Origin of the sequence: Dokdonia sp. Asnod3-C12 (genome assembly GCF_045063975.1) — a bacterium.
Taxonomy (GTDB): domain Bacteria; phylum Bacteroidota; class Bacteroidia; order Flavobacteriales; family Flavobacteriaceae; genus Dokdonia.
Window position 1 is genome coordinate 1,525,112 of the sequence record NZ_JBEFNY010000003.1, and the last position, 22,488, is coordinate 1,547,599.

Below are 22,488 nucleotides of genomic sequence, written 5' to 3' on the forward strand. Positions count from 1 at the left end.
AACATTTACAAAGATATCACTGTGATCTTCATAAAAAACTTTAAACGGTAATCGTTAAGCCTTTTTAAAGGCTTAAAAGTATCTTTGCACAAAATCTAAGACTATGTCTCAAAACGTTCGGGTGCGATTTGCACCTTCACCTACTGGGCCATTGCACATCGGTGGTGTGCGTACGGCGCTTTTTAATTATTTATTTGCAAAAAAACATGGAGGTACTTTTATCCTTCGTATAGAAGATACAGATCAAAATCGCTATGTACCTGGTGCAGAAGATTATATACGTGAGAGTCTAGACTGGTGCGGGATATCGTATGACGAGGGGCCTACAAAAGACGGTGGTTTTGGACCTTATAGACAAAGTGAACGTAAGGATAAATATCACGCTTTCGCGAAAGCGTTAGTAGACTCAAATAATGCTTACTATGCATTTGATACTGCCGATAGTCTTGATGCACACAGAAAAGATCACGAAGCAAACGGCAAAACCTTTATCTATAACTGGCACAATCGCCTTAAACTAGATAACTCTCTCATTCTATCACAAGAGGAAACAGAGAAACGTATTGCCGCTGGTGAAAACTATGTTATCCGCTTTAAGTCTCCACAAGATGAAATATTACAACTACGTGATGAAATACGTGGTGCTATGGAGATTGATACTAACATTCTAGATGATAAGGTGTTATTTAAATCTGACGGGATGCCAACCTATCACCTAGCAAACATAGTAGATGACCATTTAATGGAAATTACTCATGTAATACGTGGTGAAGAGTGGTTACCATCTCTAGCGTTACACGTGTTATTATATAGAGCCTTTGGATGGGATGCGCCAATATTTGCTCACCTTCCACTTATTCTTAAGCCTGTAGGAAAAGGAAAATTAAGTAAGCGTGATGGTGATAAACTAGGATTTCCAGTATTTCCGCTACAATGGGAAGATCCAAAATCAAACGAAATCTCATCTGGATACAGAGAAGATGGTTACTTTGCAGAAGCCATGGTAAACATGCTTGCTTTCTTAGGATGGAATCCTGGTACAGAACAAGAAATTTTTAGTCTAGAAGAACTTGTAGCAGCTTTTGATTTAAAACGTGTTAATAAAGCTGGAGCAAAATTTGATCCAGAAAAGACTAAGTGGTTCCAGCAGCAGTATATGCAAGAATCTCCTGTAGCACTTATAGCAGATCAATTTATGACATTCTTAAAGGATAAGAATGTTACTACTACAGAGGAATACACTACACACGTAGTTGATCTTATTAAAGAACGCGCCATCTTTGTAGAAGATTTATGGACACTAGGAAGTTACTTCTTTACTGCTCCAACGGAGTTTGATGAAAAGGCAGCGAAGAAAGCTTGGAAAGAAGATACTGCAGCCATCATGGAAGAGGTAAAAATTATCTTATCTGGAGTATCAAATTTTACCACTATTGAAGCACAAACAGCTCTTAAGGAGTGGATTGTAGCAAAGGAATTAGGTTTTGGAAAAGTAATGCAACCTTTTAGATTATCACTTGTGGGCGCTATGCAAGGACCTGATGTTTTTGATATTGCTACCACCATTAGTAAAGAAGAAACATTACGACGTATAGATTATGCAATTACCACACTAGGATAACTGTTATACATCACATTATTAATTAAGGCTACAAATCATTGATTTGTAGCCTTAATTTTTTACCGATAGTTTATAAATAAAAGACCACTCCGGCGGCGATTATTGATGCATTGCCTTTAAAATCTCTCGTATTATTATCAATTACAAGGTTTTGATTATTGAGATTATTCAGGATGTTTGTAAATCCATATTGGTACTGCAGCGTGAGTCTTACGTGTTCAAAACCTCCTGTAAGTCCTATGACACCAAAACCATTTACTCGAGATATTTCTTGTATGTCACTTGCGGTAAGAGTAGTATAACCGCTTACTATATTTGTATTTTGACTAGAATTATCTAGCTTCATTTTACTGTTGATAAGTAGTGCAGGTCCAATGTCTACTGCTAGATGGTTTGCTATTATATTATAACTGAGTAATAGATTAAGTTGAGCACCTATAATATTATATTGAGTATTCTCACTAGTTAGTTGATCTAAGGAAGTTGTTTGAACTGTAACCGCAGTACTTAAAAAATCAATACCGTAAACCATACCCCAATTATTATACACATTTCCTCTAGTAGTAAAACCTGCTAGAAAACCTGTCTCTCCTTGTACATCAAAATTCTTTGTATCTATATCCATGAATGCAGCTTTACCTTGAAGGCCTATACGATTGTAGTTACCACTACTCTTGTAAGATTGAGCATTAATAGTTGTTGATGTGACAAGTAATAAAGCGAGAAGTGATAGATATTTCATAGGGGATTTTGTAAAGAGGTTATGCTTAATTAATGGTTCTAAGGTATAATAACTTTAAGGCAATCAAGAAACTTTTAGTTTATGTGTTACATTTTATCGATTATGGCTACTTATCTTTAAGATTACAATAATCACCATCAATAATTTTTAAAAATATCCAATATGGGACAGATTCTTTTACCAGTATTAATAGTACTAGCCATACTTATAATCCTTTCGGGGATATTTATGGTTAAGCAACAAACCGCCGCTGTTGTGGAGCGTTTTGGAAGATTTATTGGAGTGCGTAACTCGGGGCTTCAATTTAAAATTCCTGTATTTGATAAAATTGCAGGTCGTATTAATTTAAAAATACAGCAGCTTGATGTTGTTGTTGAGACTAAAACTAAGGATGACGTTTTTGTACGTCTTAAGATATCTGTACAGTTTCAAGTAGTAAAAGATAAAGTGTATGACGCATTTTATAAACTTGAAAATCCTCATGATCAGATTACTTCTTATGTATTTGACGTTGTAAGAGCAGAGGTTCCAAAAATGAAACTAGATGACGTTTTTGAGCGTAAAGATGATATTGCGATTGCGGTAAAACGTGAGCTTAACGAGGCTATGTCTAGTTATGGTTTTGACATCATTAAAACGCTTGTAACAGACATAGACCCAGATATGCAGGTAAAGGCAGCTATGAACAGAATTAATGCAGCAGAACGCGAGAAAGTGGCTGCAGAGTTTGAAGCAGAAGCAGATCGTATCAAGATTGTAGCAAAAGCTCGTGCAGAAGCAGAATCTAAGCGCTTACAAGGACAAGGTATTGCAGATCAAAGACGTGAGATTGCTCGTGGTCTTGAAGAGTCTGTAGATGTACTAAACAATGTGGGGATTAATTCTCAAGAAGCATCTGCACTTATTGTTGTGACACAACACTACGACACATTACAATCTATGGGAGAGCAAACTAACTCTAACTTAATTTTAATGCCTAACTCACCACAAGCTGGAAGTAATATGCTTAATGATATGATAACTTCATTTGTAGCTTCTAATCAAATAGGAGAACAAATGAAAAAAGATAATGAAGCAAAAGGTATTGTTAATAAGAAGAAAAGAGACACTCAAGAAGATTAATAATTACCATTGATCTCATAAAAAACCCCAAGAACAAATTGTTCTTGGGGTTTTTATTTATTTATAAAATAAGTCTTTACACTTTGTAATCTCCGTCCTTGTTCACTTCCTTGACACGCTTGTATCCAAAAATGGTACCTAGTAATTTTGTAACTACTGCTTTTTGAATCAAAGATCCTACAAGAGTTCCTAATGATGAAACTGGAGAAAATCCAGAGCTCATACCATTTTTAGCTCCATTTATATTGAGCCTTACCTCCTCCTCGCTTATTTGTCGTTTAAGTTTGAGAATTTTAAGATCATGCTCTATTTGTTCAAAACTACTATATTCGGTCATCAGTGTTTATATTTTGAGTTGCTACAGGAGCAACTGGTGAAACATCTGGAAGTGAATCATCACTAAAAGCGAGTTTACTATATTTCTTAAGTAACATAGTTTCGAGAGGCTTTGCAGCAAAAAGAAATACTAAAAAGAATATTACTAAGTAAATTCCTCCTACAATAAAGAATCCTGCACTCAAGCTATCTAGAGACTCCCCTATCACAATCGAAAGACCTATAGAAAAGAACATCATTGCTATAAGACCAAAAGTTGCTCTCAAAGCTAAGTTTGCACTACTTACTAATCCTCTCATTCCATTTTTGAACAAGCTTAGTTTGTAGTATTCTGCAGTGACTTTGGCATATTCCTGCCCGTTGTCTGTTAGTCCTTTTAAGTTATTTGTTAACTTTTCAAAAGCCATATCTGATTGGTTTCTTTTGGCTTATGATAATGCTTTCTCCACTTTGGCTACATTTTTATCTACAACTGCATCTTTTTGAAGTTTTGCATTTTGTACACGTAACTCAGCTAGTTTTGTTTCTAAAGTTGAGATTACATCATCTGCTTTATGACTCGCTGTTGAAATAGAGTCATTTAACTTTTCTTCAAAAGTTAACTTAGCTTTCTGAGCATTATCTGTAAGCGAGCTTCTTGTTTCTTTAAGTTGCTTTACTAATTTATCCTGCTCTTTCTTAGCTTTCTTAGAAAGATCTTTTCTTGTTTTAGTTCCTTTTTCTGGAGCATATAAAATTCCTGCTGCTGCACCTATTGCACCACCTAAAACTAACGCTAACAATGTATTACTTGACTTACTCATATGATTCTATTTTATATTAATAATTGGTTGAGTGTAAAGATATTTTGATATGTTTCTTTTCTCCGTTAATAACCGGTTAATATCTCTTTAACCAACTCACAATCTTTGTTAAAAGTAGTCTCTTATCTAGATAAATTTAAGCTTTAATCTAAAATACTGTTAAATTATCTTACTTTAATTATAAACTAATAGCCCTCTAAATTAAAATTTAGAGGGCTATTAACTTAAAAATATTAAAATCTTTAGCTTAGAATTGGTAAGCAGATATAACTCTATTCTTCTCATTTACAAAAACAACATTATCTACTTCATCTATAAAGTAATTAGGTGTTTTGTCTAAGAGTTCAATTTGTTTATCGCGTTTACCTGTGGCCTTATTTATCATATAAATATAATGCTGAGAACCTGTTTCCTTTTTGATTTTTGCAACTATAAATTTATGAGAATCAATAGATTTTGAGTTAAAATAACGTGTTTTTGTTATTTCAAAAACCTTGTAATAAGTACTAAGATCACCATCTACAGAATTTTCATCACCTATATATAATCCAACAACAGAATCAGTATTTGAGGTAACATCAGATTGATCACCTCTTGTTCTATATGCGCCATTAGATAGCGAAGAAAGCATACTTATGTTCTCCATAGATCCTTGTATATCTAAGTCTACTCCTGCAATATTTAATCCCAATTGCGCTAACCCTACAAATCCTCCTAGACTAGATGGTGGTGTATAGTAATCTGTATATTTCAAATTTCCAGATGGTTCTAATAAAGACATATGCTGGTCTGTTTGTAATAAATAACCTGCCCCTGGCACATACTCTGCAACTAGGGGCGTTTTTCTTTTTACCGCTTCCAGATCAATATCTTCTGCAAAAAGATTAATATCTCCTGTGGTAAGATCAAACTTATAACCATTGCCATTTTCAAAAAGAACCACTTTATCTTCTTGATTATCATAAGTTACTGCTGGTATGGTTCTAAATTTTACATCTCTTTTCCAAACATCTTTACCATCTTCAAAATCAAGAATATTTGATCTTTCTGTTGAGACATATAATACCCCTTTTTTTGTAGGTGTTACATAATATGCATACCCTTTTACTTTGCTATTCCAGATCTTATCACCTTCACGATCTACAAGAGCTATTGTACCATCATCTTCATCTTTACCGATAGCGATATAACCTTGCTCATTAGGAATCACTTCATCGAGAAATTCAATTTTAAAACTCTTTTTCCAAGTAAATTCGTTTGTTTTTGGGTCTATAATGTTGAAGCCCTCTGTTTCTACAAGGATAAGATTCCCATTATCTTGACGCACATCTATTAATGTACCACGAAGCTTTAATTTTCCTGGTGTTATATCTTCACCAGTAGAAGGATTAAGAACAATAAGTCTTTTTGATTTTCTAATACCTACGTAAAGACTATTATTAACATCTGAATATACTAAAGCGTTTATTTTTTTATCACCCTTATATTGCCACAACATCTCACCAGTAACGGCGTCTATTGTAAATATTTCATCTTTAATACTTATGATGATATTACCTTCTTTATTGAAAAAGGGACCTTTATCAATAATAGATATTCTTGTAAATTTCTTTAATAAATTTTTAGATTTCCCCAGTGCCGTTACCCATTGAGACTTCCAAGTTTTTAAGCTAAAAGACATAAAGTAACGCTCAGGACCATCAAGAAGTTCAAAGAAAATGGCTTCCTTTTCTGGTATCGTAGTAAAATTTCTAATTTTATACCCTTCATCCTTAGTATCAAAAAGTATATCTCCAGTACTAGAGTTGAGTAATAGACCTCTTATATTGCCTAAGATAGGCGTATACTCAACGTAAATAATAGGAAGACCCTCTATGGCAAAAAACGTGTTTTTATCAACAGCCTTCAATTCTTTATTATGCCATAAGGTTTCACCAGTAACATTATTAAGAGCTAAAAGTCCTTTATCACCAGCAGCAATAATAACACCATCATTAGATTGTTTAATCCAGCTTACATTGTAAAGCTCTTCCTTAAGATTCTTTTCCCATAGTTTATCTTGTGCACTCACAGTGTGAATACTCATAATTAAACCAAAAGTGACTAGTAATAATTTTTTCATAAATAGTTAATTGATTAGTTTTTGTCACACCATTAATTAAAAAAAAGGTATAATCTTCTACGTACGAATATACTGTGACCAATCAATACTAAAAAACACTATGCCGATTAAAAACTAATTTAATCGGCATTTGCTTTTCATTTATGTATTAAAATTAAAATCTAGACGCTGCATCTTGTAATATTTCGTTGCTATCTTCTTTTGCCTTTTCAACAAATTCTTCGGCTCCTTCAATGTCATTAATGGTTTTGTTTTGCGCTTTCGCGAAAGCGTACAAACTCTCAATACCCGCAATCCGAGTACCCACCTTTTTTGCCGATGTATTAAAGAATCCTTTTACCTCATCCTCTGTTAAACTCGCTGCTAACTTTTGTATATCTGCAACAGCCGCAATACGTTTATCTTCTGGTAGATTTGCAAGTTTCTTACCTAGTTTATTAATCGTACTAAGAGCTGAAGCTTTTTGCTGTTGCTGTGGTTTTGCTTGACCTTGCGTGTTACCTTGTGCTTGTTTAGGCTTCACTTTTGCCCATGAATCACGCAAACCTACCGTTCTATTAAAAATAAGGTGATCTGCTGTAGATTCTTTATCTACATTAAAATATCCCTTGCGCTGGAATTGGAATATATCCCCTACCTCAGCGTCTTTAAGACTTGGCTCAAGATATCCAGTAATAGTAGTAAGACTGTTAGGATTTATAAATTTCATAAAGTCTTTATCCTCATGACCATCTGGATTTTCATCACTAAATAGTCTATCAAATAAACGTACCTCCGCTTTAATCGCATGAGCAATAGAAACCCAATGTAGTGTTCCTTTTACATTGCGCTTAGAAGCTTCTGTACCGCTTCCAGATCTACTTTCTGGATCATAGGTACAGTGTATCTCTGTGATAACTCCGTTCTCATCTTTGATAACCTCACCACCTTTAATGATGTATGAGTTCTTTAAACGTACTTCTTTATCCGTAGTAAGGCGGAAATACTTGTTTCCAGCATTTTCTTTAAAATCCTCACGTTCTATGTACAACTCTCTACTAAAAGGAACTTTACGTTCTCCAGCAGCCTCATCTTCTGGATTATTCTCTGCATCTAGCCACTCCTCTTGCCCTTCTGGATAGTTAGTTATTACCAGTTTTACTGGATCTAATACTGCCATTACTCTAGGAGCAATGTTATTTAAATCCTGACGAATGTGGAATTCTAACAATGCAACATCAATCACATTCTCACGCTTTGCAACTCCTACTGCATCTATAAAATTACGTATTGCTGCAGCTGTATAACCACGACGTCTCAGCCCAGAAATAGTAGGCATACGTGGGTCATCCCATCCAGATACCACACCTTTTTCAACTAATGTGAGCAACTTGCGTTTACTCATAATTGTATAGTTGAGGTTAAGACGTGCAAACTCGCGCTGCTTAGGGCGTAAATCCTCACCAGAGTATACTTGGTCTAAGAACCAATCATAAAGTTCTCTGTGAGGCTTAAACTCAAGCGAACATAAACTATGACTTACCTGTTCTATATAATCGCTCTCTCCATGTGTCCAGTCATACATAGGGTAGATACACCAGTCACTACCTGTACGGTGGTGATCTTTGTGCAACACACGATAAATAATAGGATCACGCATTAACATGTTTACATGCGCCATATCAATTTTTGCACGTAAAATATGCTCTCCTTCCTTAAACTCACCCGCTTTCATTCTAGCAAAAAGGTCTAAGTTTTCTTCTACCGTACGATCACGGTAAGGTCCAGGTACACCAGGTTGTGTAGGTGTTCCCTTCTGCTCTGCCATTGCCTCACTAGATTGAGAATCTACATAAGCTTTTCCATCCTTAATAAGCTGGACAGTCCAATCATATAACTGCTGGAAATAATCACTTGAAAAACACTCCTTATCCCATTGATACCCTAACCAAGAAACATCTTCCTTGATAGCATCTACATATTCTTGCTCTTCTTTTGCTGGGTTAGTATCGTCAAAACGTAAGTTTACCGGTGCCCCGTACTTCTCCCCTAGCCCAAAACTTATACAGATTGCCTTACAGTGACCTATATGTAAATACCCATTAGGTTCTGGTGGAAAGCGAAAACGCAAATCCTCTTTAGAATAGCTCCCTTTAAGGTCTTCTTCAACAATTTGTTCTAGAAAATTCAATGATTTATTATCCTCTGTCATGATGTATGATTGTACGGGTAAAATTAATCAATTTGTAGTTGGATTTAATAAGTGTTTTCACTGATGTTTTTATTGCTTACGCGAAAACTTGAAATCATTATACAGAAGCATTCATACAAACCATTGTGCTAGGTAACTCTCTTACCAAGCATAGTATCAAAAGTTGTTGTTTATAACTGGCTTATAAGGTAAAAACGGTCATTGTGTAACATTTTAAAAAAATAGACACTCATCTATTATAACAACAATACACTATGAAACCACTTAATTATACTTGCGTAAAATGCCAAAACCATACTTACAAAATAGGCGAAATGCGTGCTACTGGTAGTTTTCTAACAAAATTGCTCAATATGCAAACAGAAAAGTACAGCACAGTAACATGTAAAAATTGCTCATACACGGAGTTTTACAAGGCCAAGACTGGAGCACTTAGTAATATTTTTGATTTGTTTGGAGGATAAGACAAGATTAAACCTCGTGTTTTAAAAATGCAAAATCATGTTTTGAGTTGTAACTTTGGACACTTATAAACAATACCATATCATGGGAAAAATAAGAGTAACAAACATACGTGCCTACGCCTACCACGGCTGTCTTTCTGAGGAAACTGCCATAGGATCAGACTACAGAGTAGATGTAGAGATTGAAGCAGATTTATCAAAAAGTGCACAAACAGATAAACTTGCAGACACGGTAGACTATGTATTACTTAACCGCATTGTAAAAGAAGAAATGGCAATTCCTTCTGCATTACTAGAAGTAGTGTGCGAGCGTATTTTAGTCCGATTTTTTAAGGAAGAAGCTCTTATACAGCTAGCTACGGTTGCAGTATCAAAAGTAAATCCTCCTATAGGTGGAGATGTAGAGATGGTTACTGTCGAGCGTACTCGAGTACGCTAATACCTTTATTCTCAGAGGTAAAACGAGTTAAAAATTCGTAAAAAGAATTTGTATTATTTATAAAGAAAAAAAAGAATATCTCATTTCGATATTTGTCAGTACTATTCCTATATTTGCACCCACATAAGGTGTCGTGGCCGAGTGGCTAGGCAATGGTCTGCAACACCATCTACAGCGGTTCGAATCCGCTCGACACCTCAAAAAGGAACTTCTAACGGAGTTCCTTTTTTTTTGTTCTTTATTGTAAAGACTTAATTAATGGATGGTGTCAGGCTTGATTTCTGGAATCTCTTGAAAACGTTCCATCTCTTGCTGGATATTAAACTCGTCTGAAGGAACAAAACCTTTTGTTACCAGTACAAGACCACAGAAAATAAGAATAAGACCTAAAACCTTTTTCACCTTAAAAATTCTGCGTGGTGTGAGGTAACGCTTAAGTTGCTTTGCAAGTATTATTTTACCTAAGTCTGTAACGAGATAAGCACCTATCATCCCTATAAAGAAACCTAGTAAACGGTCACCATCATTCTCTACCGTAGGACCTACAATTATTAAGATTCCTAACCAGAAAACAAGTACTCCTATATTGATAAAGTTGAGTAAAAATCCTTTTATAAATAGCTGTAAATAACCACCTTTCTTCACTTTGGCTCTGTTGGGATCAAGTGCATCTCGGGTAGGTTTTTTAAGATAAATGGTAAGTCCGTATACAATTAATATCGCTCCTCCAAAAACATAAAGCCCCGGCTGGTTACTTAAATTTTCTAGTAGTTGATAACTACTTAAATATGCAACTACTATAAACACGATATCTGCAATAATAACACCTATATCAAAGGTAAGTGCAGCTCTAAAACCTTTGGTAGCAGCCGTTTCTAGTAACACAAAAAACACAGGGCCTATCAAGAACGCTAAGAAAAATCCTAGAGGTATGGCCGTGTGTAAATCTTGAAACATATAGAAAGTGCTTTACACAAAGTTAGACAAAAGCATACAGTAAAAAGAAAAGGATGCCTACGTATGTAAACATCCTTTGTATATATCTATTGATTAATAATTTAAAGTGCTTTCAAACCTGTTATAGAAGATTGCACTATGATCGTAATAGCTTACATTATTTTGATACGCCCTCCAAAAGTACGACGACGCTTCACCTCTGCTGGGTTACCATAAATTACTATATCTCCACCTGCTCTTATTGTTAAATCTGCTAGTTTACTTGCATAAGCCTCTACTTCTCCTCCTGCTTGTACAAATATCTCGGCAGTTTCTGTTTCTAGATCTCTACCCTCATAGATGCCTCCTGTGTTCACTTTAACCTTTTGTAGGGTTGCTTGACCACTTGCTTCTATAATACCTCCTGTAACGGCTCTTAAATGCGCTTCTTTTACAAGTAAGCCTACTTTTACACGAGCACCTTCTTGCATTTTAATCTCAATCTTGTCTTGTTCTATGAGTTCATTTGAGGTAATTACAGCTCCTTCATTTCCATCTATTACTTGCAAGTTATTGTAATGCACATGTACAAAGGTTTTGTTTCCATCAAAAATAAGATCAAGATCCATTTTGATTTTTAACGTTCCATCCTTGTTTACTACTTGTACTTGGCTCACATCTTCACCCGTAATAATTACTTTATTCTCGGTAGACTTTACAAGATTTACTACAATGCGATCGTACACTTTTACTTCTGTAAAATCACCTACGTCTTTTGTAACTGGATTTTGAGCAAATGCTGTTGCTGTAATTACTAGCGCTACTATCGTATATATAAATTTCATATTCATTGTTTTTGTTTGATATAGAGACACAGCTATTACTAGATTGTTACAGTTTACAGCTTAATGCCTCTTCCCTTTCCATGTTCCACCATAGGTGTAACCTTCTTTATAACGATGTTTATTGCAACATGTTTCACATATAAAAACCCATTCCTTGGCGTGATTTAACCGCGCTCTAAAAGCTACAGTTATTTCTTCATTGCAAGTATGGCAGTTCTTTGTTTTAATATCAAATATTTTATGAAACAGCTCTTTGTGAAATGTGTTACGCTTTCGCGAAAGCGTATTTAAAAATCTATCTTCTTCTTAACTCAAATAAATCTTTACGACGATCTCTTAGGTTCTTAACAGCTCCAAACTGGTTGAGGTTACGTAATAAGTCTATATCACAATCTGCAATAAGAATCATCTCTGTGTTAGGTGTAGCCTCTGCCTTAATACCGTTTGCTGGAAATGAAAAGTCACAAGGAGTAAACACCATAGACTGTGCATACTGGATATCCATGTTATGCACCTTAGGTAAGTTACCTACACTACCTGCAATGGCAACGTAACATTCATTTTCAATAGCTCTTGCTTGTGCGCAGTTACGTACTCGAGAATATCCGTTTTGAGTGTCTGTAAGGAAAGGAACAAAAAGAATATCCATACCGTCGTCTGCAAGAATCCTACTTAGTTCTGGAAACTCAGAATCATAGCAAATAAGAATTCCTATTTTACCACAGTCTGTATCAAAAGAGTGTAATTTATTACCTCCTTGCATTCCCCATACTTTTGCCTCATCTGGAGTTACGTGAAGTTTTTCATAACGTTCTGTACTTCCATCTCTACGGCATAAATAGCCTACGTTGTATAGTAAATCATCTACCACTTCTGGCATACTACCTGTAATGATATTGATGTTATAAGATATTGCTAACTGTGAAAAACGATTTTTAATCTCCTCAGTATGTTTTGCGAGCTCACGTATTGCTTCTGAAACTGGTAGGTGATTATTTTCTGCCATAAGCGGAGCGTTAAAGAACTCTGGAAAGAGTGCAAAATCTGATCGGTAACCAGATACTGCATCTACAAAGTACTCTGCTTGCTGCATGAGCTCTTCAAGATCTTTATACAAACGCATTTGCCATTGTATTAAGCCAAGTCTTACTACCTTTTTTTGTGTAGCTGCAACAACAGATTTTTTCTCGTAGTAGATGTTATTCCACTCTAGAAGTACGGCAAACTCACCTGAGTCTTCATCACCAGGTAGGTATCCTTTTAAAATCTTAGCAGGGTGAAAATCGTTATTGATCTGGAAGTTTAATACTGGATCATGGATTTCTTTACGTTTTACCTTCTCAATATATTCCTTAGGAGTTACAGAATCTGCGTGTTTGTGGTAGTTAGGAATACGTCCTCCAAAGAGAATTCCTTTTAAGTTTTGCTCCTCACAAAGTTCTTTACGGTAGTCGTATAATCTTCTTCCTAGACGTAAACCTCTATATTCTGTTTTAATAAACACGTCTATACCGTATAGAATATCTCCATCTGGCTTATGCGTGTTGAACGTATAATTACCTGTGATTTCTTCGTAGGTATGAACACTGTCAAAAGTAGACTCATTAAGTTTTATGGAAAGCGCGCAACCTGCAAGTTTTCCATCAATTTTAATTACTACTTGACCTTCTGGAAACTTATTAATAAGTGCAGTGATTTGCTTCTCATTCCAGTACATGTCTGGCATATTAGAATACGCCTGTATCATTGCACTTTTAAGTTCTTCGTAATCGTTGAGCGTAAGATATTTAAGCTCGATATTTTCTATGGATGTTGACATGTAGTATGGTTAAGAAGATCGATTTTTAATTCTTCTTTAAGATCACAAAATTAGTGCGCTTTTTCTTAATAATTTGCTAAACTTCTAAGAATAATTAATAGCATAAAAAAAACCATCACACTTATGATAGTGTGATGGTTTAAACTTTAATATAAGTGATAAGTAACCTACTGATGCAACCCTTCCTTTACACCCACAAGTGTAAAATCAAGATGCTTCTTCACTAGATCTGCTTCTTTTACTTTGACAATTACTTCATCTCCTAGAGTAATTTGGTTGCCAGATTTCTGCCCTATTACAGAGTAGCTATCTTGATCAAATTCATAGTGATCACCCTTAATATCTCTTAAGCGAACCATTCCTTCACACTTGTTTGAGATTATCTCTACATAAATTCCCCATTCTGTTACTCCAGAAATAACACCTACAAACTCTTCATCCTTATGATCTTGCATGAACTTAACTTGCATATACTTGATGCTGTCTCGTTCTGAACTTGTAGCTAGCTGCTCCATTTGTGAAGAATGCTTACATTTTTGCTCATACTCTTCTTCACTAGCAGATTTACCACCATCAAGATAATGCTGCAATAATCTATGCACCATTACATCTGGATAACGACGTATAGGCGATGTAAAGTGACTGTAATAATCAAATGCTAGACCGTAGTGACCTATGTTATCTGTAGAGTATACTGCCTTACTCATGGTGCGTATAGCAAGTGTATCTACCATGTTTTGCTCCTTCTTCCCTTGTACATCTGTAAGAAGTTGGTTTAAAGAAGAGGTCGTAGTCTTACGATCTTTTAAGTCTAATTTATAACCAAACTTCCCTATCACTTTTTCAAGAGATGCTAGTTTTTCATCATTAGGCTCGTCGTGTATTCTGTATACAAATGTCTTTTTAGGAGATTGCTTTCCTATAAACTCAGATACTTTTCTGTTTGCTAGCAACATAAACTCTTCAATAAGTTTATTTGCATCCTTAGAGGTTTTAAAATAAACGCCCTCTGGATTCATGTCATCATCAAGCTTGAATTTTACTTCTACTTTATCAAAAGAAATAGCTCCATCCTTCATGCGCTGGCGGCGCATGATTTTTGCAATTCTGTCCATTTCTAATGTTGCTTCTACAAGCTCATCAGATACTTTATAAGCTTCTCCGGTAAGAGAAACTTCGGCTGGGATGAGGTTTGATCTGCTTTCTATAATTGCTTGCGCTTCTTCATATGCAAAGCGGGCATCACTATAAGTTACAGTACGTCCATACCAAGAATCTACTATTTTTCCAGAGTCTGCTTTCATTTCAAACACTGCAGAGAATGTATACTTCTCTTCATGAGGTCTTAATGAGCAAGCGCCATTACTCAATATTTCTGGTAACATAGGTACTACCCTATCTACTAGATATACTGATGTTGCACGCTCATAAGCTTCATCATCTAGTATCGTTCCCGGTACGAGATAATGACTTACATCTGCAATGTGAATTCCTATCTCATAATTACCATTCTCAAGTTTTTGAAAACTTAATGCATCATCAAAATCTTTTGCATCCTTAGGATCTATGGTATATGTGAGAACATCACGCATGTCGCGACGTTTTGCAATTTCGTCTGCTTTTATAGATGTATCTATCTTGTTTGCAAACTCTTCTACCTCTTCTGGAAACTCATATGGAAGTCCATATTGAGCAAGGATAGAATGTATTTCTGTATTGTGTTCTCCTGGTTTTCCTAAGACCTTTGTAATTCTTCCAAAGGGAGAATCTGCCTTATCTGGCCAGTCTTCTATAGTTACCACCACCTTATCACCATCTTCTGCCTTGCCCAGCTTTTTAAGCGGTACAAAAACATCGGTGTACATCTTGTTTGACTCAGAAGTAAGTACAAAAGCAAACTTCTTTTGAAGTTTTACTACGCCTACAAACTCTTCAGTTTTGCGCTTAATTATTTTTGTAATCTCTCCTTCATGCTTCTTGCTACGGCGCTGGCGGTAAATATATACCTCTACTTCGTCACCATTTAAAGCTTTATTTAAGTGATGCGGCGGTACATAAATGTCTTGTTCGAGATCATCTACCATCACATAACCTCCACCTTTTCCAGATACATCTAGAATTCCAGTGTGGTAATTTTTATTTGAAGCAATCTTAAACTGCCCGCGTTCTTCCTCTATAATCTGCTCTTTGGCCTTAAGTTGCTGTAAGTGTTTGATAATTTGGTTGCGGCTGGATGGATCGTCTACATCAAGTTTGGCCGCTATTTGTTTGTAATTGTAGGTTTTTTGGTGATCGTCTTTTAATATTCTAACGATTCTTTCTGAGAGGTTTGATATTTTTCCTGGTCCTCTCCTTCTCTTCTTGCTATTCATCTATTTTATTTCTGTCACAAAATTAGTCCTAAAAAGCTCAACTATAGCTTTTATGTTAAAAATTTAAGGTTTAGTAACGTTTTGTATACTTTAATTTGTTTTTATACGCTTTCGCGAAAGCGTACTTTAAAGATATAATATCTAATGCAACTCTTATACCGTTTTTACACAGTCTCACAACCCTAACAAGATCTATACTAAAGTTTAACACTCTAATTTTAACAAAATATTAGTATAATCTTAATAAAATCTTAATTTTGCTGTAACGTTTTGATTTTTATTACGTCTTTAAGTAGATGACAACTATGAATACCTCCAAATTAATACATAAAAACACGATTCTGCTCCTTGCTATATTCTTAGTAGGGGTAATCGTTGCTGTGGTATATATCAATGCAGCTTTTGAAGAGGAAACAAATAGCCGTCATACTACAGCACCTGCTACAACGAAAGGAGTTTCTTACCACTCATAAATTTCATTTAAGCTTTTCTTTTAAAACGATTCCTTCTTCTTCATTACAAAAGATAGAAGAATATACTCATGCCTTCATCTTTCTAGTATTTTTCTTTTCAAGTATACAGAAAGTCAAGTACTACGCTTTTAAAAATAAATCACTTCAGGATAATCAAAAGTAGTCACTCCCATTTTTTCATTCAATTGACTAAAGAGAGCTTTCATTTTACAGAATTCAATTTTTTAAATTTTAGATGTTATTCACATATATATATATATCATTTGTTTTCTTTTAAAATTTTAAAAAATAATGATGCTTATTATATACTGTGAATAGCGGTATAACTTTTAAGAAGGAATATTGTAAATATCACTTTTTGATAGTTGTTCACACCTTATCATACAGTTATGATATTGTTTTTCTACTGAAAACATGAGGTTTATGAATCACTGTTAACAAATGTTGATAACCATAGATTATTACAAATTGCTCATAAGTCGAGTTATCAACTTATTAAAAATCGGCTCTTTTTGTGCTCATAAAATTGATCACTATTAAGCAAAGAAAAATTTGGTTCGTGTACACTAAGTCTAGTATTGTTTTTTTAATCTTAATCTGCAAGTAGAGTTATCATTTACCGTCAAAAGTTATTGACAAACGCTATCAACAGGTATTCAAGGGTTATTAACAATAGTCTAGAATTGGAATATTTAGTCCCTAATTATGATAATTCACTATGTAAATATTGAGTTAAATAACTACATATTAGTCACTTAACGTTATTAACAATTGTCGTGCTTTATACCATAATGTAGTTAAGAGCTATCACTCACCTTATTGTTCATATAAGAAGGATATCACGTTACCACTTATTTATAAAACGAGAATGCTATTCCTTAACTTTGATGTGTAAAACAAACGTACTATGAAAATCTCTATAGGTAACGACCACGCAGGAACCAGTTATAAGAATCTTATTGTAAATTTTTTAAAAGAAGCTGGACATACCGTTAATAACTACGGCACAAACGATGATGGAAGTGTTGATTATCCAGACTTTGGACACCCTGTCGCTAGCGATGTAGAAAAGGGTGAGGCAGATTTTGGGATTGTTATTTGCGGTAGTGGTAACGGTATTGCCATGACTGTTAATAAACATCAAGGTGTAAGAGCAGCATTATGTTGGATTAAAGAAATTGCAGTGCTTGCACGTGAGCATAACAACGCAAATGTAATAGCAATTCCTGCTAGATATACTTCAGAAAATCAAGCACTAGACATGGTTAAAGCTTTTCTCGCAACAGATTTTGAAGGCGGACGCCACCAAAGACGCGTAGATAAGATAGCTTGTAAATAACTTAAAAAAATTCGCTGCGCGATATACATATGGAAGAAGCTGCCATTCATTTTATTATAAAGAAGTACGAGTTTATAAGTAGAGACGAATTATACGCCATACTACAGCTCAGATCTGAGGTTTTTGTAGTAGAACAAGATTGTGTGTACCAAGATATAGATGGTAAGGATGACAAAGCGGTACACGTTCTAGGTTATAAAGATGACCAACTCATTGCTTACACACGTATTTTCAAACCTGGCGCATACTTTGATCAAGCCAGTATAGGTCGCGTTCTTGTAAAAGAAAACCAACGTAAGTTCAAGTACGGTTATGATCTTATGAACGCATCTATAGAAGCCGTGCATAAATACTACGATGAGCGCATTATAAAAATATCTGCACAGAAGTACTTAAAAAGCTTTTACAACAACCTAGGTTTTAAAGAACAAGGACCAGAATATCTAGAAGATGGGATTCCTCACATTGTGATGATCAGAACATAAAAACAACGTATAATTATTGAGATAATTAGATGGTTGAGTTACGCTTTCGCGAAAGCGTAAGACGTTTAATAAAAAGCTATAATGATGACTCTCAAATCTTTTGAAACAGAGCGATTATTACTCATACCTACTACAGTAGATGACGCTCCTTTATTTCTTGAATTACTCAATATGCCTAAATGGCTTGAGTTTATAGGCGATAGAAATGTACACAATCTTATAGAGGCTCAAACGTATATCAAAACAAAAGTGCTTCCACAGTACGAACGTCTTAGTTATGGCAATTATACGGTGATTAGAAAGGCTGATAACGAAAAATTAGGCTGCTGTGGTCTCTATGACAGAGAAGGTCTAGATGGCGTAGATATAGGTTTTTCTTTTTTAGGAAAATTTGAAGGAAATGGCTATGCATATGAGGCTGCAACTTGCTTAAAAAACGCCGCCTTTAATACATTTAAGATACCAAATTTAGGAGCCATCACCATGGAAAGTAATATCGCCTCCCGAAAATTACTAGAAAAAATAGGACTTAGCTTTACAAAAAACATACAGCTAGAAAACGAGGAACTGATGTATTATGAGCTTGAAAATGAAGGACTGTAACAACTACTTCTTAGCCTTTACCTTCTTGATATAAGTTACATAAATTTCCACACGCTTATCATCTGCCGGGTCACCACCTAGTGGAAATCTGCTTCCAAAACCTTGATAACGCATGCGTTTTTTTGAAACTCCTTGATCTGCTAGATAATCATAAATGAACTTTGCTCTTGCTTCAGAGAGATTACGCTTGCCTGTTTTAAGATTGATACCATCGCGACCATGATCTACACAACACACATGACCTTGAATTTTAAATATGATTTCTGGATGTCCTTTTAAGTATTTGGCTAGCTTTTTTAAATCATTGTATGACTTCCCGTGTATGTAGCTATAGTTGGTTTTAAACAGGATGTTTTTAAGCAAAATACGATCTCCTTTGGCTATCGTGTCTTCTTCGTAGTTTTTATAGCGATCTATTTTAGTCGTGATTTCTTCAGCCACTTCTACTTCTTCTGGAGTAGCCTTGCGGGCTTGTTTTAGAGAAACGATAATTTCTACTTTTCGATTAAGTTTACGTTGTATCTCGCTTCCCGCATCATCTAATCTGGTGAGTAAAAGCTCTCCCTTTCCATCAGAATTTTTGATAATTGTGTCTGCAACACCTTGCAACATAAAAATGTCCTTAATAGTATTTGCGCGATCTTGCGAGAGACGTTTATTATAGGCATCTGTGCCACGATCATCACAATAACCATAAATAGATATATCTTCTATTTTATCTTTAGGCAGCGATGCGATAAAGCGATTTAAAGACGCTAGCTCTGTTTTAATAAGTGCCGACTTGTCTGTATCAAAAAAGGTTTCATGAGTGCGATCTACTTGCGCACTTGCAGAAAGTACACAGAGGTAACATGCAATATGTAAGGCAAGAAATTTAATAATTTAGAATCTTACTATAGCGTTTACTATCATTGAGCACAGTAGTCGCTTCTTTAATTTCTGTATTGTTAATAAGCTGGTATTCATACAGTCCGTCACGATAGAAGTATCGTTTTACAATCTCATCAATCAGTAAATTTTGAATCTCTTCTTGACGCTCATCTATCGCTTTATTTTTGGCTTGTGCAATAGCATTATCTAGTTGTGAGTATGCAGATTGTACTTCTTTTTTAAGATCATCTTTTTCTGCTTGCAAAAGCGCTTTTGCAAAAGCTTTTTCAGTCTCGGTCTCATAGTTAAAACCTGTGCGTGTTAAGAAATTTTTAAAATCACTAAAATCAGCTTGAGACCATGAGAATTCGCTCATATCGCTGTACTGATGCTTGTAATAATAATCTGTAGCGTACTCAAAAATGGCGTTATCCTTAAGTAACGCTGTAGTCACAGGACTAAGCTTTGCAGATGATACTTGAATGTCTGGTAGTACACCACCACCATCAAAAACCTTACGGCCGTTCTTAGTTTTAAACTCGTTATAATCTTCAGAATTCGTACGCACGGCATTACCATCATTATCACGATTCCAGTAATCTAACGCTTGGATACAACGTCCAGAAGGAGTATAATAGCGAGATATCGTAATCTTTACAGAAGTTCCATAAGTAAGTGGCTTAGGACGCTGTACAAGGCCTTTCCCAAAGGTTCTAGCTCCCACAACTACCGCGCGATCATAATCTTGTAAACCACCAGAAACAATCTCAGATGCAGAGGCAGATCTACCGTTTACGAGCACTACTAGTGGTATTTCAATATCCACCGGCTCTTGCTGGGTTACATAGGTTTTATTATACTTTTTAACAACAGACTTTGTCGTAGTAATAAGAGATCCTTTAGGTAAAAATAGATTACAGATATTGATAGCCTCACTTAGTAATCCACCACCATTACCACGTAGATCTAAAATGATTTTTTTTGCCCCATCCGTTTTTAAACTTACGAGTGCATCCTTCACTTGGCTTGATGCTTTTTTACTAAAAGTAGTAAGTACGATATACCCAGTATCTCCATCAATTAATTTTGAAAACGGAACCGCATCAATCTCAACAGAAGAACGTTTTATCGTAGTAGTATTCGTTTTTCCTTGACGTTCATAAGTGATAACGACCTCACTGTTAGGAGCTCCTTTTAATAAATCTCCTGCATCTCCGTCCATATCTGCAACGGTGATATCACCTATTTTAAGGATATTGTCACCCGCTTTTAATCCTGCTTTATCTGCTGGATATCCTTTGCGAGGCTCAACAATGGTCATTTTATTAGCTACGTTTCTTACCGTTGCTCCTATTCCAGAGTAATCTCCAGAGCGATTAATTTTGGCGTCCTCAACCTCTTGCTCAGTCCAGTATTTAGTATAAGGATCAAGATCTGCAAGCATCCCTTCTATTGCGCTATCCATCAATTCTGCAGGGTTAGTTTCATCTACATAATTCATGTTAAGCTCTTTGAAAAGCTCTGTAAAAATTTCGATTTGCTTTGCAATTTCAAAAAAGTCACTTTTAAAACTTACCGTTCCTATACCAATCGCAACCGCAATGATGGGGATGAATATTTTCTTTTTCATAATCTTTTATATCTGTAGTAGACCGTAACTGTGAGTATAACGCTTTCGCGAAAGCGTACGTATATTATTTACTTTTCTTTTTTATCCAGCGACGCACAAAAAACGTGCTTACACTTAACAAGATAAGAAATGGCCAAAGATGCAACAAACCTAAAAAGAATACCGAAACACCGTTCCAGCCACTTTTAAGGGCATTCATCATTTTTGAGCCATAGGAGTTTGTGACCTTAGTCGCCACCTCGTTCTTATAAAAATGTATGTGTAGTGTGCTTAGGGAGACTTGGCTTTGTAGATATTTAAGTCTTCCTTGCTTTGCTTCTATTTCTTCTCGTATCTCTGCGAGTTCGCCTTCTATTTCTAGCATTTCCTTGACATTTTTTGCCTTAGATAGTAAGTTAATGTAACGATCTTCTAGCGCTCGCTTTGCTTTAAGGCGGGCGTTGAGGTCTACAAATTCTTCGGTAACGTCTTTTTGAGAGATGGTCTTCTCGTCAAAATATGCTACACCTTTTGAAATCTCATCAAGTGCCATCTGGAAATTACGAGTAGGAACTCGCACAGTGAGATTTTGAAAAACGCCGCCGTAGCTCTCTTTACCAGAATTATCATTCTGTATATATCCTTCAGTCTTTTTTATAACTGTAAGAATATGTGCGTGCGTTGCCGCCATATCCTGAGTTTCAAAACGTAGATTTCCTGTTTTGATAATTTTTTGTGCAGTGGCTTGAGTATCTGGAGCAGTTTCTTCAAGTACTATTTCATCAAGCTCCATATCGTCATAAGCCTCGTAAGCTAGTCCTGGTTCGCTGGTGCTAGAAGTACCGTTCTCGGCATTTTCACATGAAATAATGAGTAAAAAACTAAGAAGTAGAAGGAGCTGTCGCATCGTTAAAACGTTTTATAAGTTTGACCATTGCCTTATGAAGAACTGCTTGAGAGACTTCCTCTTGGCCTGTATATAAAATAAGCATCGCAAATGTCGTGCCCTTCGTGTCTATAAGGTCTTTATGTAAACGATATGACTCTCGCATTAAACGTTTTATGCGATTGCGAGAAACAGCCAATTTAAAATTACGCTTGGATACAGAGACTCCAGCTTGTACCATGTAAGCATCAGTAGATAGCGGGGTCTCTATATAAACCATCCTAAGCGGAAAAGACTTGACAGACTTTCCCTCAATAAAAAGGGTGTCTATCAATTTTTTAGACTTTAATTTTTCGGCTTTTGGGTATGTGTGTGGCATTGCGAGCAAAGATAGTAGAATTGAAATAGGTT

At 35.5% G+C, this 22,488-nt stretch carries 22 protein-coding genes and 1 tRNA gene; 9 read left to right on the forward strand and 14 right to left on the reverse strand.

Features of this window, described 5'->3' with window-relative positions; translation table 11 throughout:
- Positions 1-103 precede the first annotated feature (103 nt).
- Positions 104-1,621 (forward strand): glutamate--tRNA ligase, encoded by a 1,518-nt coding sequence (gene gltX / locus ACJJVW_RS07050; RefSeq protein WP_405251174.1) that lies wholly within the window; start codon positions 104-106, stop codon positions 1,619-1,621.
- A gap of 70 nt (positions 1,622-1,691) precedes the next feature.
- On the opposite strand, the gene ACJJVW_RS07055 is transcribed toward gltX, so the two are convergent.
- Positions 1,692-2,363 (reverse strand): hypothetical protein, encoded by a 672-nt coding sequence (locus ACJJVW_RS07055; RefSeq protein ID WP_405251175.1) that lies wholly within the window; start codon positions 2,361-2,363, stop codon positions 1,692-1,694.
- Between the two features lie 162 nt (positions 2,364-2,525).
- Between ACJJVW_RS07055 and ACJJVW_RS07060 the strand changes: the two genes are divergently transcribed.
- Positions 2,526-3,485, forward strand: coding sequence for an SPFH domain-containing protein (locus tag ACJJVW_RS07060; RefSeq protein ID WP_339846129.1), 960 nt, complete (start codon positions 2,526-2,528; stop codon positions 3,483-3,485).
- Between the two features lie 76 nt (positions 3,486-3,561).
- Here the strand turns inward: ACJJVW_RS07060 and ACJJVW_RS07065 are convergent, their stop codons facing one another.
- The 5 genes from ACJJVW_RS07065 to ACJJVW_RS07085 form a co-directional block, all read right to left on the reverse strand.
- Positions 3,562-3,822, reverse strand: coding sequence for a DUF6327 family protein (locus tag ACJJVW_RS07065; RefSeq protein WP_298323384.1), 261 nt, complete (start codon positions 3,820-3,822; stop codon positions 3,562-3,564).
- Positions 3,809-4,228 (reverse strand): hypothetical protein, encoded by a 420-nt coding sequence (locus ACJJVW_RS07070; protein WP_405251176.1) that lies wholly within the window; start codon positions 4,226-4,228, stop codon positions 3,809-3,811. The genes ACJJVW_RS07065 and ACJJVW_RS07070 overlap by 14 nt, the downstream gene beginning before the upstream one ends.
- Before the next feature lie 21 nt (positions 4,229-4,249).
- On the reverse strand, positions 4,250-4,624 hold the full coding sequence (locus tag ACJJVW_RS07075) for a YtxH domain-containing protein (protein WP_298323380.1): 375 nt from the start codon (positions 4,622-4,624) through the stop codon (positions 4,250-4,252).
- Between the two features lie 247 nt (positions 4,625-4,871).
- Positions 4,872-6,746 (reverse strand): PQQ-binding-like beta-propeller repeat protein, encoded by a 1,875-nt coding sequence (locus tag ACJJVW_RS07080; protein ID WP_298323376.1) that lies wholly within the window; start codon positions 6,744-6,746, stop codon positions 4,872-4,874.
- A gap of 154 nt (positions 6,747-6,900) precedes the next feature.
- A complete protein-coding gene (locus tag ACJJVW_RS07085) occupies positions 6,901-8,937 on the reverse strand; it encodes a glutamine--tRNA ligase/YqeY domain fusion protein (protein WP_405251177.1) in 2,037 nt (678 codons plus the stop codon).
- Between the two features lie 254 nt (positions 8,938-9,191).
- Here ACJJVW_RS07085 and ACJJVW_RS07090 point away from each other — a divergent pair, with 254 nt between their 5' ends.
- The 3 genes from ACJJVW_RS07090 to ACJJVW_RS07100 all read left to right on the forward strand — a co-directional run bounded on the left by ACJJVW_RS07090 (position 9,192) and on the right by ACJJVW_RS07100 (position 10,038).
- The gene (locus tag ACJJVW_RS07090) at positions 9,192-9,401 is read left to right on the forward strand and encodes a zinc ribbon domain-containing protein (protein WP_013750656.1); all 210 of its coding nucleotides are present in this window, start codon (positions 9,192-9,194) and stop codon (positions 9,399-9,401) included.
- A gap of 82 nt (positions 9,402-9,483) precedes the next feature.
- Positions 9,484-9,840, forward strand: a complete 357-nt coding sequence (gene folB / locus ACJJVW_RS07095) for a dihydroneopterin aldolase (protein ID WP_108877472.1) — start codon at positions 9,484-9,486, stop codon at positions 9,838-9,840.
- 127 nt (positions 9,841-9,967) lie between these two features.
- Positions 9,968-10,038 (forward strand) — tRNA-Cys (locus tag ACJJVW_RS07100).
- Positions 10,039-10,095: 57 nt separating this feature from the next.
- Here the strand turns inward: ACJJVW_RS07100 and ACJJVW_RS07105 are convergent.
- The 4 genes from ACJJVW_RS07105 to rnr form a co-directional block, all read right to left on the reverse strand.
- Positions 10,096-10,797 (reverse strand): LysE family translocator, encoded by a 702-nt coding sequence (locus ACJJVW_RS07105; RefSeq protein WP_298323368.1) that lies wholly within the window; start codon positions 10,795-10,797, stop codon positions 10,096-10,098.
- Between the two features lie 152 nt (positions 10,798-10,949).
- Entirely contained in the window at positions 10,950-11,621 is a 672-nt protein-coding gene (locus ACJJVW_RS07110) for a head GIN domain-containing protein (protein WP_041295636.1), read from the reverse strand.
- 295 nt (positions 11,622-11,916) lie between these two features.
- Positions 11,917-13,440 (reverse strand): carbon-nitrogen hydrolase family protein, encoded by a 1,524-nt coding sequence (locus ACJJVW_RS07115; RefSeq protein WP_298323363.1) that lies wholly within the window; start codon positions 13,438-13,440, stop codon positions 11,917-11,919.
- 167 nt (positions 13,441-13,607) lie between these two features.
- Positions 13,608-15,812: a ribonuclease R gene (gene rnr, locus ACJJVW_RS07120; RefSeq protein WP_405251178.1), complete on the reverse strand. Its 2,205-nt coding sequence runs from the start codon at positions 15,810-15,812 to the stop codon at positions 13,608-13,610.
- 305 nt (positions 15,813-16,117) lie between these two features.
- On the opposite strand from rnr, the gene ACJJVW_RS07125 reads away from it, so the two are divergent.
- The 4 genes from ACJJVW_RS07125 (at position 16,118) to ACJJVW_RS07140 (ending at position 18,712) form a co-directional block, all read left to right on the forward strand.
- Positions 16,118-16,285 carry a hypothetical protein gene (locus ACJJVW_RS07125; RefSeq protein WP_298323358.1) on the forward strand — a complete coding sequence of 56 codons (168 nt, stop codon included), beginning with the start codon at positions 16,118-16,120 and terminating at the stop codon, positions 16,283-16,285.
- A 907-nt stretch (positions 16,286-17,192) separates the two neighbouring features.
- A complete protein-coding gene (rpiB, locus tag ACJJVW_RS07130) occupies positions 17,193-17,624 on the forward strand; it encodes a ribose 5-phosphate isomerase B (protein WP_298323356.1) in 432 nt (143 codons plus the stop codon).
- Between the two features lie 29 nt (positions 17,625-17,653).
- On the forward strand, positions 17,654-18,109 hold the full coding sequence (locus ACJJVW_RS07135; RefSeq protein WP_405251179.1) for a GNAT family N-acetyltransferase: 456 nt from the start codon (positions 17,654-17,656) through the stop codon (positions 18,107-18,109).
- 81 nt (positions 18,110-18,190) lie between these two features.
- On the forward strand, positions 18,191-18,712 hold the full coding sequence (locus ACJJVW_RS07140) for a GNAT family N-acetyltransferase (RefSeq protein WP_405251180.1): 522 nt from the start codon (positions 18,191-18,193) through the stop codon (positions 18,710-18,712).
- A gap of 3 nt (positions 18,713-18,715) precedes the next feature.
- Here ACJJVW_RS07140 and ACJJVW_RS07145 read toward each other — a convergent pair whose 3' ends face one another.
- The 4 genes from ACJJVW_RS07145 to rnpA all read right to left on the reverse strand — a co-directional run bounded on the left by ACJJVW_RS07145 (position 18,716) and on the right by rnpA (position 22,456).
- Entirely contained in the window at positions 18,716-19,594 is an 879-nt protein-coding gene (locus ACJJVW_RS07145) for an OmpA family protein (protein ID WP_405253071.1), read from the reverse strand.
- The gene (locus ACJJVW_RS07150; RefSeq protein WP_405251181.1) at positions 19,587-21,212 is read right to left on the reverse strand and encodes a S41 family peptidase; all 1,626 of its coding nucleotides are present in this window, start codon (positions 21,210-21,212) and stop codon (positions 19,587-19,589) included. Before ACJJVW_RS07150 ends, ACJJVW_RS07145 begins: the two co-directional genes overlap by 8 nt.
- A 64-nt stretch (positions 21,213-21,276) precedes the next feature.
- Positions 21,277-22,098 carry a DUF4349 domain-containing protein gene (locus tag ACJJVW_RS07155; RefSeq protein ID WP_405251182.1) on the reverse strand — a complete coding sequence of 274 codons (822 nt, stop codon included), beginning with the start codon at positions 22,096-22,098 and terminating at the stop codon, positions 21,277-21,279.
- A complete protein-coding gene (rnpA, locus tag ACJJVW_RS07160) occupies positions 22,073-22,456 on the reverse strand; it encodes a ribonuclease P protein component (RefSeq protein ID WP_405251183.1) in 384 nt (127 codons plus the stop codon). Before rnpA ends, ACJJVW_RS07155 begins: the two co-directional genes overlap by 26 nt.
- Between the last annotated feature and the right edge of the window lie 32 nt (positions 22,457-22,488).

Coding starts and splice junctions, on each gene's coding strand:
- gltX (WP_405251174.1), top strand. CDS start 104: ATGTCTCAAAACGTTCGGGTGCGATTTGCACCTTCACCTACTGGGCCA.
- ACJJVW_RS07055 (WP_405251175.1), bottom strand. CDS start 2,363: ATGAAATATCTATCACTTCTCGCTTTATTACTTGTCACATCAACAACT.
- ACJJVW_RS07060 (WP_339846129.1), top strand. CDS start 2,526: ATGGGACAGATTCTTTTACCAGTATTAATAGTACTAGCCATACTTATA.
- ACJJVW_RS07065 (WP_298323384.1), bottom strand. CDS start 3,822: ATGACCGAATATAGTAGTTTTGAACAAATAGAGCATGATCTTAAAATT.
- ACJJVW_RS07070 (WP_405251176.1), bottom strand. CDS start 4,228: ATGGCTTTTGAAAAGTTAACAAATAACTTAAAAGGACTAACAGACAAC.
- ACJJVW_RS07075 (WP_298323380.1), bottom strand. CDS start 4,624: ATGAGTAAGTCAAGTAATACATTGTTAGCGTTAGTTTTAGGTGGTGCA.
- ACJJVW_RS07080 (WP_298323376.1), bottom strand. CDS start 6,746: ATGAAAAAATTATTACTAGTCACTTTTGGTTTAATTATGAGTATTCAC.
- ACJJVW_RS07085 (WP_405251177.1), bottom strand. CDS start 8,937: ATGACAGAGGATAATAAATCATTGAATTTTCTAGAACAAATTGTTGAA.
- ACJJVW_RS07090 (WP_013750656.1), top strand. CDS start 9,192: ATGAAACCACTTAATTATACTTGCGTAAAATGCCAAAACCATACTTAC.
- folB (WP_108877472.1), top strand. CDS start 9,484: ATGGGAAAAATAAGAGTAACAAACATACGTGCCTACGCCTACCACGGC.
- ACJJVW_RS07105 (WP_298323368.1), bottom strand. CDS start 10,797: ATGTTTCAAGATTTACACACGGCCATACCTCTAGGATTTTTCTTAGCG.
- ACJJVW_RS07110 (WP_041295636.1), bottom strand. CDS start 11,621: ATGAAATTTATATATACGATAGTAGCGCTAGTAATTACAGCAACAGCA.
- ACJJVW_RS07115 (WP_298323363.1), bottom strand. CDS start 13,440: ATGTCAACATCCATAGAAAATATCGAGCTTAAATATCTTACGCTCAAC.
- rnr (WP_405251178.1), bottom strand. CDS start 15,812: ATGAATAGCAAGAAGAGAAGGAGAGGACCAGGAAAAATATCAAACCTC.
- ACJJVW_RS07125 (WP_298323358.1), top strand. CDS start 16,118: ATGAATACCTCCAAATTAATACATAAAAACACGATTCTGCTCCTTGCT.
- rpiB (WP_298323356.1), top strand. CDS start 17,193: ATGAAAATCTCTATAGGTAACGACCACGCAGGAACCAGTTATAAGAAT.
- ACJJVW_RS07135 (WP_405251179.1), top strand. CDS start 17,654: ATGGAAGAAGCTGCCATTCATTTTATTATAAAGAAGTACGAGTTTATA.
- ACJJVW_RS07140 (WP_405251180.1), top strand. CDS start 18,191: ATGATGACTCTCAAATCTTTTGAAACAGAGCGATTATTACTCATACCT.
- ACJJVW_RS07150 (WP_405251181.1), bottom strand. CDS start 21,212: ATGAAAAAGAAAATATTCATCCCCATCATTGCGGTTGCGATTGGTATA.
- ACJJVW_RS07155 (WP_405251182.1), bottom strand. CDS start 22,098: ATGCGACAGCTCCTTCTACTTCTTAGTTTTTTACTCATTATTTCATGT.
- rnpA (WP_405251183.1), bottom strand. CDS start 22,456: ATGCCACACACATACCCAAAAGCCGAAAAATTAAAGTCTAAAAAATTG.